Annotated in this window: 9 protein-coding genes; 7 read left to right on the top strand and 2 right to left on the bottom strand. The window is 61.0% G+C overall.

Translation table 11 applies throughout. The features are described 5' to 3' along the window. Positions 1-38 precede the first annotated feature (38 nt). The 3 genes from ABI_RS00785 to ABI_RS00775 are packed head-to-tail and all read left to right on the top strand — an operon-like array spanning position 39 to position 3,401. Complete coding sequence (locus ABI_RS00785; protein ID WP_006270886.1) at positions 39-614, top strand: hypothetical protein; 576 nt, start codon at positions 39-41, stop codon at positions 612-614. Next, positions 611-1,144, top strand: a complete 534-nt coding sequence (locus ABI_RS00780) for a hypothetical protein (protein ID WP_040308449.1) — start codon at positions 611-613, stop codon at positions 1,142-1,144. Before ABI_RS00785 ends, ABI_RS00780 begins: the two co-directional genes overlap by 4 nt. A 4-nt stretch (positions 1,145-1,148) precedes the next feature. Next, entirely contained in the window at positions 1,149-3,401 is a 2,253-nt protein-coding gene (locus ABI_RS00775; protein WP_006270884.1) for a S9 family peptidase, read from the top strand. 2 nt (positions 3,402-3,403) lie between these two features. Here ABI_RS00775 and ABI_RS00770 read toward each other — a convergent pair whose 3' ends face one another. Next, a complete protein-coding gene (locus ABI_RS00770; protein ID WP_006270883.1) occupies positions 3,404-4,894 on the bottom strand; it encodes a glycoside hydrolase family 27 protein in 1,491 nt (496 codons plus the stop codon). A gap of 73 nt (positions 4,895-4,967) precedes the next feature. On the opposite strand from ABI_RS00770, the gene ABI_RS00765 reads away from it, so the two are divergent. The 4 genes from ABI_RS00765 (at position 4,968) to ABI_RS00750 (ending at position 12,830) form a co-directional block, all read left to right on the top strand. Continuing rightward, positions 4,968-6,953 carry a glycoside hydrolase family 97 protein gene (locus ABI_RS00765; RefSeq protein WP_006270882.1) on the top strand — a complete coding sequence of 662 codons (1,986 nt, stop codon included), beginning with the start codon at positions 4,968-4,970 and terminating at the stop codon, positions 6,951-6,953. A 341-nt stretch (positions 6,954-7,294) separates the two neighbouring features. Further along, positions 7,295-10,069, top strand: coding sequence for a DUF5695 domain-containing protein (locus ABI_RS00760; RefSeq protein ID WP_006270880.1), 2,775 nt, complete (start codon positions 7,295-7,297; stop codon positions 10,067-10,069). 67 nt (positions 10,070-10,136) lie between these two features. Beyond that, the gene (locus tag ABI_RS00755; protein ID WP_006270879.1) at positions 10,137-11,546 is read left to right on the top strand and encodes an amino acid permease; all 1,410 of its coding nucleotides are present in this window, start codon (positions 10,137-10,139) and stop codon (positions 11,544-11,546) included. Positions 11,547-12,017: 471 nt separating this feature from the next. Continuing rightward, complete coding sequence (locus ABI_RS00750; protein WP_040308447.1) at positions 12,018-12,830, top strand: hypothetical protein; 813 nt, start codon at positions 12,018-12,020, stop codon at positions 12,828-12,830. A gap of 87 nt (positions 12,831-12,917) precedes the next feature. Here the strand turns inward: ABI_RS00750 and ABI_RS00745 are convergent. Beyond that, positions 12,918-13,412: RES family NAD+ phosphorylase (locus ABI_RS00745; protein WP_211211102.1), on the bottom strand; the 495-nt coding region annotated here is incomplete at its 5' end.

Below are 13,412 nucleotides of genomic sequence, written 5' to 3'. Positions count from 1 at the left end.
CGAACATTGCCGGGTCAACAGGTGATGGAGGTGGGTGTATGGCCGCGCGAGTCGGTATTCTTGTGGGCGTCGCGGCCGTTGTACTGGCCATGGCCGGCCCGTTGGCGGCCGAGGAAAAGACCGTCAAGGTGTCCGCCCAGGCGCGGCCATGGGACACACGCATCAATAAAAAATATGGTTTCGGCAGTGGTGACGGCCGCTCTCCGGCCGTGGCCTTCGGTATCAGCCTGAAGGTCAATCGTACGCTCACGGTCACCGCGACCGGCAGCACCACCACCGTGCGCGGCGGCCCATCGTTCGGGCCCAATGGTCAGTCCGACTACATCACCGGCGCGCTGCCGGGAAATTCCGGCAGCTACTTCCCCAGCCGCTACATTAAAAGCGACAACCCGGTGCGCCTGAACCAGCTGGTTGGCGCCTTTGTCGACGCTGACGGGGTGATCATCGGCGAGCCCTTCGCCATCGGGGCGCAGGCGACGCTGGACGTCCCGAAGACGGCCGTGGCCCTGTCGATGGGGCTCAACGACGATATCTTTTCCGACAATTCCGGCGAACTGATCGTGACGATCAGCTACAGGACGCCGACCGTGACCGCAGAGGACCCTGCTGAATGATACGTGCGTTTGCGACCGCCCTGGCGGTATTCGTGCTGGCCGGCGCGGCTCAGGCCAAGGAGATCGTTGTCCAGGTCGACGCCAAGGCCGGGCCGTGGTCGGTCAAGCTCAACAAGGAGATGAAGTACGGTGTCGGCGATAATGCGCCACCGGTCATCGTCCCCGGTATGGGGCCCGGCATGCTGGGGTCGCTGGAAATCTATGCTGACGGCACCACGATTGCGGCCGGTCGTGGCGAGGTCGACGGCCTGGGCGTGCCAGACACCGCTGTCGACGACCAGAAAGCAAAGGGCAAGTACTACCCCAGCTTCTACACCCCCAAGATCCTTTATCCCGCCAATGCCCACGCACTGATCGGCGCCTTTGTCGATGCCGAAGGCGTGCTGCTCAGCCGGCCTTTTGTGGTCGGTACTGGCGTCCGCGTGCCCATCCCCGAAAACGCCGTCGCCCTGGCGCTCGGCTTCAATGACGTCAGCTTCGCCGGTAATTCTGGTGCCCTGACCGTCACTCTTGTTACTCCGGAAGACTGATTACATGCGTTATCGTTCCATCGCCCTGGCCCTGATCCTGGCAGCCTCAACCGCCACCTGGCCAGCCATCGTTCAGGCTGCGCCGGCGACCACTATCGCCGCGCGCTACGCCGCTTCGGACCAGTACGCGCCAGGCAAGATCGATCCGCTGATCATCGACCTGGATATGCAGGCGCGCTTCGTCAAGGACGGAGTCCTGTACCGCAAGGGCGCCAAGGGCAAGGGCGTGATCCTGCTGGCCGATCCAGTCACGGGCGTCAGCCACGAACTGGCTCAGGACGCCGTGTTGGTGCCGAAACTGACCGCCTCCGGAGCCACCTTTGGCGAGACGGTCGATATCCGTCCGACGGGCTTTGCGGATGGCGTGCTGACGGTGGCCGCTGGGGGCAAGGAATGGTCGATCGACGCCGCCGGGGCGGTGACTGCCAAGGCCCGGGCGGAAAAGCCCGACGGCGTCGTGTCGCCGGACGGAAAGTTCAGGATTGTCTCGCGCAACTACAATCTGTGGAAGGTCGAGGTGGCGACCGGTAAGGAAACGCCGTTGACCGCCGACGGCAGTTACGACGCCCGCTACGGCATCAACTACCCGCTGCTGGGCGACATGGTGGCCGCCAATTCCGAAACGCCCGACATGGAGGTTGGCGCGCAGTGGTCGGAGGACGGCAAGCAGATCCTGACCTTCCGCCTGTCGCGCAACGGCAGCTATATCTGGCACGGCGTCCAGCCGAATCCGCCGGGCAGCCAGTTCCCGCGCGAATTCACCTATGTCTATCCGACCGCCGGCGCCGTGAACGTGCCGCACTCCCAGCCCGTGCTGATCGATGCGGCGACCGGTAAGGTCACCGATCTCAACGTGCCCGCCGTGCCGCTGCTATGGCCAGGTAATCCCGCCCTGTGGTGGGAAAAAGGTCAGGTCATCTATGAATGGCAGGCGCGCGGCTATGGCGAACTGAAACTGTATGCTATCGACCCGGCGACCAACGTTGCAACCGTCCGTGTGCGCGAAAGCCTCAAGCCGATCGTCACCGTCACCTCGACCGCCATGGTCAGTGCACCGCAGCTCAAGGGCACCCTGGTCATCTCCGAACGCAGCGGCTGGGCCCAACTCTACTATGTCGCCGACGGCAGTGACCCGAACGGCGGCCAGCGCCTGACCCAGGGCGAATGGGAAGTCACCAACGTCGCCCATATTGCCGACGGCGGGCCGGTCTTGGTCGGCGGCATCGGCCGCGAGCCCGGTGTCAATCCCTATTTCCGCAGCCTGTACAAGGTCGGCCTGGACGGTGCGATCGCCAACCTGACCCCCGAGCCGCTGGACCACGATGTCACTCTGTCGGAAGATGCCGCCTGGTTCATCGACCGCATGTCCAGCCCGACCGAGCCGACGCGGACGCTGCTGCGCAGTGGCGCCGATGGCCGCATCGTCGCCGAACTGGGCCGCGCCGATCCGTCGGCCCTGCTGGCCACGGGCTTCACCATGCCGGAAGCTTTCGAAACCGTGGCCGACGACGGAAAGACCAAGCTGTACGGCATGATCTATCGCCCGAAAAATTTCGATCCCAAGAAGAAATACCCGGTGATCGAGAATGTCTATACCGGCCCGACCACCCACCGCTTCGAAGAGTCCTACGGCGACAATGTCCGCGGCTCGGTCAATTCTGTGGCGCAACTGGGCGCGATCGTCGTGACCATCGATGGCCGTGGCACGTCGCAGCGCGGCCAGGCCTTCCGGTCATCGGCCTACCAGAATCTGGGCGAGGTCGGCCTGGACGACCATATCTGGGTGCTGAAGGCGATGAAGAAGAAGTATCCGTACTTCGACCTCGACCGTGTCGGGGTCTATGGCGGCTCGGCCGGCGGCTACGATACGGCGCGCTTTGTGTTGCGGAGGCCTGACTTTTACAAGGTCGGCGTGGCGTCCTCGGGCAATCACGACCTGCGCCTGGACAAGGCGTGGTGGCCGGAAGTGTCGATGGGGATTGCCGACGACGCGACCTGGGAGCGCAATTCCAACGCTTCGGTGGCGGGAAACCTGAAGGGCAAGCTGATGCTGATCCATGGCGACATAGACGACAATGTCCCGGTGGCGGCCAGCTATCGCCTGTCCCAGGCTCTGGTGGCGGCCGGCAAGCCGCATGAGCTGGTGATCCTGCCCAACACCAACCACGCGGTGTTCCAGCCCTATTACTGGAATAAGCTGCGGGACTATTTCGCCGTCAATCTGCTCGGCGAAACCCCGCCGGTGGAGAAGAAGTAGCGCTACTTCACCTTCACGAGAACGGCGCCGTGCGGCGGGATCACATAGCTGAATCCGTCGCCGGCGGACGTTTCCGTACCCGTCCACAGGTCGCGCACTGAGGCGCCTGAGATACACAGTTCGGTCCAGGTGCCTGTGATGGTCAAAGGCGTCTCGCCGCGATTGAACAGCCCGACCGCCTTGCCATTGCTCAGCGGCTTGACCCAGATTTCGGCGGCACCGTCCTTTTTCACCGGCAGCCCCTGGGCGCCCAAAGGATCCTGGTCGACCGCGATGACCTCGCTATTGGTCAGTAGGGCCACGGTTTCCGGCGTCATGTCGCGGACATCATTGCCCAGGATCAGCGGCGCCGCCAGTAGCGCCCACAGCGACATGTGCGTGCGGTATTCATCGTGCGTCATGCCGCCATTGCCGACTTCCAGCATGTCGGGATCGTTCCAGCCGTTGGGTCCCGTGTGGTTCGGCACGCCATTCTTGTCGAAGCCGATCGACGACATCTTGGCATAGGTGTCCTCGATATCGCCGGTGGTCCGCCACAGGTGGCCGCCGACATCGCGGCCCCAGGAACCAACGTCGAAGCGGCCGTACTGGCACAGGCTATAGACGATATCCCGGCCAGGGGCTTTCAACGCCTCGCCCATCTGCTGATAGGTGGCGTACACGGTTTCCGCCGTATTGTAGAAGGCTTCGCCCGAGCACAGGTCGTATTTCAGGTAGTCCACGCCCCATTCCGCAAAGGTTCTGGCGTCCTGTGCGACGTGGCCGTAGGCCCCCTCGTAACCGGCGCAGGTCTTGGGGCCCGGGCCAGAATAGAGGCCTAACTTCAGGCCGCGGGCATGGACATAGTCGGCTAGGTCCTTCATGTCGGGGAAGTGTGCGTTGGGGTGTAAAACACCTGCGGCGTCGCGTTCGCCCTGCCAGCCGTCGTCGATATTAACGTAGATATAGCCGGCGTCGCGAAGCCCCGACGACACCATGGCGTCGGCGATCTGCCGGATAGTGGTGTCGTCGATATTGGTGGCGAACTTGTTCCACGAACTCCAGCCCATGGGCGGCCGCGGCGCCAGGGATTTCTGCGCCACGACGCGTTCTTCAGGCAGCGGGTAGGTCGGAAAGTCGAAGCTTTTCAGCTCCTTGGTTGTCCCCTTGTGGGCGGTGATGGCGAAGTCCTGGTACCACACCTTGCCGGTCATGCGGACCGATCCGCCTTCTGGCGCGACGACGATATCGGTCATGGTGACGCGTGGGTTTCCGTTGTAGAGCTTGAAGATCAGGGTGTCGCCTTCGACGCGGGGTTCGGTCAGGGGCAGGTCGCCGTACCAGCGTGAGGTGAGCGTGCCCGATACCTTGCCGGCTTTTTCCGCCACGACCAGGCGGGTAAAGCCGGGAAAGTTCGGAGAGCTGTCAAAGACCCAGCCGCCAACCGGCGGACCCGCCCATGCGGGCGCGGCAAGTACAAGGCTGAGGGCCGTAGCCAGGGTCCAGGGGCGCATGGCGATCTCCGCTTTACAAGTCAATATCGTATACAGTATTCATAATTTGTCGCAGTCGTCCAGAGGTCGCCCCATGTTCCGTTCGTTGATTGCCGCTTCTTTCCTGCTGGCCGCGGGTTCCGCCCAGGCCGAGATCTGGACGGCGGATTCGCCCGACGGCGAAATACGGGTGACGATCGACAAGGCAGGGGAGGGACTGCCGAAGTACAGCGTCGCCTTTAGTGGTAAAGCTTTGATCGTGCCGTCGGAGTTGGGTTTGCGCACCGATGTGGCCGGTTTCGGCGCCAAGGGATTTACTGTTGAGACCGTCACGACGCGCATGGTCGATGAGACCTACCGCATCGTGGCGGGAAAATCCGCCACCGCCCCCGACCGGTATAATGAGGTGGCCCTGACTTTCAAGGAAGGCGGTTCGCGGACCCTGGGCGTTATATTCCGCGTTTATGACGAAGGTGTCGCCTTTCGCTATATCTTGGAAAATTTCGATACTTTTGGAATTTACGGGGAAAGAACCGAGTTTGCCTTTGCCGATGACTATGGCTGCTGGGGCCTGAATATCGGCAAATTTCACAACGCCCACGAAGGCGAGTTCGACCCGGTCAAGGCGTCGCTGATCCGCGACCACAACCTGTTCGATTCGCCTCTGGTCTGCGAGACAGGGGAGGCCGCCTTCGCCTTGGCCGAGGCCGACATCGAGCACTATCCGGCCGGCTTCTATAATCGCGCTGGCGACAACAAGCTGGGGGTGGCCGTCCGGCTGCCGCCGCGGCTCGACAGCGACTCGATCAAACCCTATGTGGCGAAGTTTGGCCCGGGCGACGTGAAGACGCCGTGGCGGGTGATCATGGTCGGCGACAGTCCGCGCGATCTGGTCGAGTCGAACCTGATCGCTACCCTGGGGGCGCCGTCGCGGGTCAAGTATACGTCGTGGATCAAGCCAGGCAAGAGCGCCTGGGACTGGTGGAACGGTTTCCGGGCGCCGGTGGCCAATCCGGGGATCAATACCGAGACCTATAAGGCCTATGTCGATTTCGCCGCCGAAATGGGGCTGGACTATATCCTGATCGATGAGGGCTGGTATGTCGGATCATCGACCCGGCCCAAGCCCGGTTCGGATGTCACCAAGCCGATCGCGGCGGTCGATCTGCCGGCCATCATCAAGTACGCCCGTGACCGCAAGGTCCGGGTCATGGTGTGGCTGCAGTGGGAGCAACTGAACTGGCAGATGGACGAAGCCCTGGCGGCCTATGAACAATGGGGTGTGGCCGGCATCAAGGTCGACTTCATGGACCGGTCGGACCAGGACATGGTCGACTACTTCCACAAGATTCTGGGCAAGGCCGCCGATCATCATCTGCTGGTCGACCTGCATGGCGCCTATGCGCCGGCCGGGCTGACGCGGACCTATCCCAACTATATCACCCAGGAAGGCGTTCTGGGCGCCGAGTACAACAAATGGACCACCCGGATCACAGCGACCCATAATGTGACCTTGCCCTATACGCGGATGATCCTCGGGCCGATCGACTATACGCCAGGCGGCTTTGGCAACCGGACGCCGGAGACCTTCGAGATCGTCGAGAACCACCCGGTTACCATGACCACGCGCGGGCACGGCATCGCCATGTATGTCGTCTACGACAGTCCTCTGGTCATGGTGTCGGATGCGCCGCAGGCCTATAAAAAGGCGGATGGCCAAGGAAATATCGTGTGGGAAGACGGCGTCGATTTCATTCAGGCGGTGCCAACGACCTGGGATGAGACACGGGTGTTGCAGGGCGAGATCGGTCAGTTCATCGTCACCGCCCGGCGAAAGGGCGATGTCTGGTATATCGGCGCCATGACCAACGAGCAGGCACGGACGGTTGAGGTGCCTTTGGATTTTCTCGGGGGTGGGGTTGAGGCTAAGGTTTGGCAGGATGGTTCGGCGCCGACCGCTTTGGTGGTCAGTACGCAGGCTGTGGGGAAGGGCGATCGGTTGGTGTTGAGGTTGGCGGGGTCCGGTGGGGCGACCGCGATATTGAAGCCGGTAAAGCCAGTGAAAAAGAAAAGGAAGTGAGGAAGAAAGATGCCCCTCCCACCGCTTCGCGGTCCCCCCTCCCCGCAAGCGGGGCGGGAGAAGAAAGGCAGTATAAATCAGCAATTTGCAAAATCGTATAATTTATATTTGACGTGTGGGGCGAAGGGTGGTTGTATTACTCAGTCAATTGCTGTGGCTCGTTCTCCCTGAGCCGTGGTGATAGGCCCGGCTGCATAAAGTGCTTCTCCGGCGCGGTTTGCAGCCTCAATCCTGCCGGTGCCGGGGATCTCATCCCTATCCTCCCCCTCGGCCCCTGGTTCACTTGAGCGTCCGCGGCGATGGCCACGCCAGCCGCGGACCTCCTTTATCAAGTTGGTGCTATGACCGTCCGCTCGCTGAACCGCCGTTCCCTGCTCACCGGTACTGTCGCCCTCACGGCCATTGCGGGATCGGCCCGGGCCGCCGATCTGCCGTGGAACAGCCCCGATGCGGCGACCACGATCTTCGAGACCCCGCACTTCCTGTTGTCGCTGCAGGACACCTCGCAGACCCTGGTTTCGCTGGCGCCCAAGGGTGTTGCCGGCGGCTTCGATTTCTGCCCCTCCAACCGCTTTACCCAGCGCCTCGACGATGGCGCCTATCGTCTCGGCGACATCGACCTGCGTGTACGCTTCGCTGGCGAGACCGCCTGGAACGACCATTCGAGCGCTTTTAAGCGCGCCAAGGTTAAGGCTCTGCCCAAGTCGAAAGGCGCTTTGGCCTCCGCCGATATTACGGCCAGCCTCGGTGCCGGCATGCCGCTGAAAGTGGTGCGCACCTGGGAAGGTAAGAACGGCGACCTGGTCCTGCGCTTTACCGTGACCAACGCCACGAAAAAGGCCGTCGAGATCGGCGGCCTGGGCCTGGCCATGGTGTTCGACAACATCATCACCGGCCGCGACCTGGAAACGGCGCATGATGTCGCCAGCTTCTATGATCCCTATGTCGGGCTCGATGCCGGCTACCTTCAGGTCAACCGGCTGAACGGCCAGGGGCCGTCGCTGCTGGTCCTGCCGCAGACCGACTCGGCGTCTTTCGAGCTCTACAAACCGATCCTGAACGAGCGCAATCCGGACAAGGCGCTGAAGATCTACAACGATCCCGAACCACGCAACATGACGTTCGAGGGCTTCTATAGCTGGATGATCCATTCCGGCGGCTTCGCCGAAACCGAATGGAAGGGTGTCAAGCAGTGGAACGACACCGGCATCATGACCCTGGATGGTGGTGCGTCGCTCGACTACGCTGTGCGCTTCGTCCTGTCGCCATCGATCCGCGACATCGAAGCCACCCTGATCAAAAACAAGCGCCCGGTGGCCGTCGGCATTCCCGGCTATATTGTCCCGACTGACATGGAGGCAGCGCTGTTCCTGCATGCCCCATCACCAGTGACCTCGATCGAGGTCTGGCCGGGTGGATCGATGGAGATCGGCGCGGCCGAGAAGATCGGGTCCGGATGGGTTCGCTATCCTCTGACGGCCAAGCATATCCCCGATTTCCAGGGCGGCCGCGCCCGCGTCGACATCCGCTATGCCGATGGCAAGGCGCAGACCGTCCATTACCTGCTCACCAAGCCGCAAACTGAGGTCGTGGCCGATATGGGCCATTTCCTGACGACGAAGCAGTGGTACGACAATCCGGCCGATCCGTTCGGCCGCAGCCCGTCGATCATGGGTTACGACCGCGACAAGAACGCCATCATCACTCAGGATAACCGGGTGTGGATTTCGGGCCTGTCGGACGAGGGCGGCGCCGGGTCGTGGCTGGCCACCATCATGAAGCAACTCGACAATCCGGTGCCGGAAGAGGTGTCGAAGTTCGAGACCTTCGCCTCGCAGACCCTGTGGGGCCGCATCCAGGAAAAGGACGGCCCGGGTCAGTACGGCGTGCGCAAGTCGGTGATGTTCTATGACGAGACCCTGCCGGAAGGGACTTACGACGCTTCGTTGAACTGGAAAGTGTGGTCGGCCTGGGATCGTACCCATGCCGCCGATCTCGGCCGGTCCTACAACTATCCTCACGTCGCCGCGGCGTGGTGGGTGCTGTACCGCCTGGGCCGCTATCACGATGGCCTTGCGACGGGCGAGACCTGGCAGACCTACCTGACCCGCGCCGGTGAAACCACCAAGGCGATGATGACCAAGGCACCGTACTACACCCAGTTCGGCCAGATGGAAGGCGACGTCTTCGTCTACATCCTGCAAGACTTGAAGCGCGAAGGCTTTACGGAGCTCGCCGCCGAAGTCGAAAAACTGATGAAGGGCCGTGCCGACCATTGGAAGACTCTGAAATATCCGTTTGGCTCGGAAATGCCGTGGGATTCCACCGGCCAGGCCGAAGTCTATATGTGGGCGCGCTATTTCGGCGACCAACACGCGGCGGATTCGACGCGCGAAGTCATCCTGGCCTACGACCCGACGATCCCGCATTGGGGCTATAACGGTTCGGCGCGGCGGTTCTGGGACTTCCTCTATGCCGGCAAAACGTCACGCATCGAACGCCAGCTTCACCATTACGGTTCGTCGCTGAATGCCGTGCCCCTGTTCGACGCCTATCGCGACAAGCCGGCCGATTTTCAGCTGCTTCGGGCCGCATATGGCGGGCTGATGGGCTCGCTGACCAATATCGATTCCGAAGGTTTCGGTTCCGCCGCCTTCCACTCCTTCCCCGATGCCATGCACTGGGATGGCATGAACGGCGACTACGGCATGAGCTTCTTCGGCCATGCCGTAGCGGCGGCGTCGTATCTGGTCGAGCATCCGGTGTTCGGCTGGATCGGGTTCGGCGGCAATGTCCGTAAAGACGGCGACGCGATCGTGCTGGAACCCAAGGACAGCGCGCGATCGCGGGTGTTCATCGCGCCGGCGGGTCTGTGGATCACGCTGGACGCCGGCAAGATCGCCGCCGTGCGCTATGTGCCGAAGACCGGCCAGGTCTCGCTGACCCTGGCCTCGGCGACGGCGAAGACGAAGACACCTCAGGCCTGGCTGAATGTCGCAACGACCACGCCAAGCGGGAAGACCTACACCACGTCTGCACCTATTGAGCGCGGCGCCTATCGCCTTCAACTCGGTGCATCTGAAACCACCATTGAGTTGACGCCGAAAGCCGGTTAACACTTGAGGCCGCGACCCTTGCCAAGGGGTTGCGGCCTTCCTTTTTTCAGTATTCAGGGGACTAGATATGGCACTGTTCGGACCGCTCAAGCCGCTCCATCGGACGGAAGAAGACGGCAAGGCGCTGGCCAAGACGCTGAGCTGGCCGCACCTGATCGCCCTGGGTATCGGCGGCATTATCGGCACGGGGATCTACACCCTGACCGGTGTCGGTGCCGGTCTGGCCGGGCCGGGTGTCATCATCTCGTTTGCGCTATGCGGCCTGGTCTGCGCCTGCGCCGCCCTGTGCTACACCGAACTGGCGACCATGATCCCGACAGCGGGTTCGGCCTATACCTACACCTATTCGGCTATTGGTGAGATTGCGGCCTGGGTGGTCGGCTGGGCGCTAATCCTCGAATATAGCCTGGCCTGTTCGACGGTGGCGGTTGGCTGGTCGGCCCACCTGGTTGGCTGGCTGGAGCAAGGCGTCGGGCTGCAGTTGCCGGCCTTCCTGTTGAGCGGTCCAGCCTCGGGCGGCCTGGTCAATCTGCCGGCGGTGGTGGTGTCACTGGCCGTCATGGGGATGTTGCTGATCGGCGCGCGTGAGAGCGCGACCTTGAACATCATCCTGGTCCTGGTGAAGATTGTTGCCCTGGGTGCCTTTATCGTCATCGGTTTGCCGGCCGTCCAGGCGGGCAATTACGACCCCTTCATGCCGTTCGGCTTCCTGGCTCATGAGGTCGAGGGCGCCAAGGTCGGCGTCATGGCCGCGGCGGCGATTGTCTTCTTTGCGTTTTTCGGCTTCGATGCTGTGTCGACCTCGTCAGAAGAGGCCAAGAACCCCGGCCGTGACCTGACCATCGGCATCGTTGGCTCGATGGCGATCTCGACCCTGATCTACATGCTGGTCGCCGGTGTGGCGATCGGCGCGGCCCCCTTCCAGGAAATCGCTGACAGCGGCGAGCCCCTGCCGCACGTCCTGCGCAGCCTGGGCCAGCCTTTGATCGCCACCCTGGTCGGCGGTGCGGCCATCATTGCCCTGCCGTCGGTCATCCTAGTGATGATGTACGGCCAGAGCCGTATCTTCTTCGTCATGGCGCGTGATGGCCTGCTGCCCAAGGCGGTGGCCAAGGTCAATGCCAAGGGCTCGCCGGCCCTGATCACCCTGCTGACGGGTCTGTTCGTGGCCTTTTTCGCCGGGTTTGTCCCGCTGAAGCAGATCGCCGAGTTGTCCAATGCCGGTACGCTGATAGCGTTCGTGGCGGTGGCCCTGTCGATGATCATCCTGCGTCGCAAGAAGCCGGACGTGGCGCGGGTGTTCAAGACGCCGCTCTATTGGCTGGTCGGTCTGATCACGATTGGCGGATGTATCTTTATCTTCTCCAGCCTGCCGCTGATCAGCCAGGGCTTTACCCTGGTATGGATGGTGATCGGGCTGGTGTTCTACTTCGCCTATGGCTTCTGGAACAGCCGTCTGCGGAAGGAAAAGGCGTAGCCCGGGGCGCCGCGCGAAGCGCTTTCAAAGATAGGCCGGTTTGTCAGATTGAGGCGCTTTTACGCTGTCCATCTGACTTATCTGGCTTATCTGTGGATAGCCCTTCGCCGAGTTTCCGCCTGTGCGAATGTTCAAGAATATCCTGAGCGTGTCGCGTGGCGGAAGCAAAGAAAAGTTGATCCACAGATAAGCCAGATAAGCCAGATAGACAGCGTGAACGCCTTACAATCTGAGGCCTGTGGAGGACGTTTGAGGCGCTTCGCGCATCGAGAGATTTGAAGCCGCAGCCGGGACACGGCTGCGGCGTTTTGCATTTGACTACCCTTCCGAGTCAGATGAGCCCCAGGGGGGTAGAGCCATGCCGCGTGCAAAGTAAGGCACAAGTGTTCGGTAACTGCGAAGCTCCCTGACAACTCGGAGCTTGTCCATAACTTATATCAGAACGGGAGGCTCTTTAACGGGCAGCGCTAAATGACAAATAAACTCGCCGGGCTTCTTGAAGGGCCAACGAACCAACGCTCAGTGTCGGACTACGAAAGTGTCTACGATGATTTCGTCCGGTTCGCGGAGGGGAGTCGTATCGATCATAGATTTGAAATTCCGCCCGGGACTTTAAACGCCGACTATCATTTCGATCGTGTCAATTTCGATGTTATTCTTGAATTAAAACAAATATATAAGTATGGAAAAGAAGATACGGTTGATCAGTATTTTTCCAAGCGTTTAGAAGAGGGCAAGCTTAAAAATTTTATTCGGCTATCTAATAATCAAATCCGAATAGAGCCAAAGAGCTTAAGCGAGTCGGATTGGAACCATTTTTACAAAAAGTTCCGCCCCTCCGTCGCGGGGCAGTTGGATAAGGCTGCTCGCCAGCTAAAGCAAACGGCAAATTTTCTGCCCGTGACAGATAAGCCTCAAGTTTGCGGGGTTGTGTTGTTAAATACGGGTGATTTCAACATGTCCACAGATGTGGCGTTTAGGCTTGTCGAATGGCACATGAAAAGGGAATGGAAACGAGGTTCTTATAGAAAGATCGACTTCGTAACATGCGTCACTATGGATTTTGTACAAGAAGGTCAGACACCCCTTTACGGACGCCATATTGCGCGCCGCGTCGAGGATGAAAATGTGGTCGAGGCAATACGCTATTTGTATGATCGTTGGATTTATTATGTCGCGGAGGGGTACGGTTTAACCGTAGAATTTGATCCGAATGGTGTAGTCGAAGATACGGCGCCTAGTCTGTCTCCCAGCATGAGGGGCAAATTGCAAAAGAAGTTATGATAGAGGCATGACTTTGCCGCGGAGAGTACAAAAAGCTGATCGAAAGTATTGCCAGCTCCAGGGGAGATCGAAGATTTGTTACGCTGTTCAAGGCCTTATTCGGCTGTCGTACACGAACCGGGTCTTGTTGATGATCCTGACCTTGCCGGCGTCCGGGTGGCGCGGATTGATCAGCACATTCGTTTCCAGCGGCACCACCACGGACGGAACCTTCAGCAAAACGGCCCGATGTGAGGTGAGCCAATTGTCGCCGAAGTTGAGCGTTTCTTTCGGCGCCGGCTGAGCGTCCCAGACCGCCGGCAGTGTGCCCATTACGGATGGGGATTCTGCGGCGGCCCATAGGTCATCAGGGATAGCGATTTCCAGCACATAGCGGTTCAGGGGCCAAGCGCCCGTGTCGGTGTGCACGGTCGTCTCAAGCGCGGCCAGGGCGATGCTGCTGGCGGTATAGACGACCGGCACGCCTTTGCGGTTCCAACGGCAGCCGGAGAGTTCGGCGCCTTTCCCCGTCAGGTCGTCGTAGGCGTAGGCCGGGGAGGTCGAGGCTATGCGGTAGACGGAGGGCATCAGGAGATGCCTGCT

It is taken from the genome of Asticcacaulis biprosthecium C19 (assembly GCF_000204015.1).
Classification (GTDB): Bacteria; Pseudomonadota; Alphaproteobacteria; order Caulobacterales; family Caulobacteraceae; genus Asticcacaulis; species Asticcacaulis biprosthecius.
Note: the sequence above shows the minus strand (reverse complement) of the source record. Positions and strands in the feature narration are given on the sequence as shown.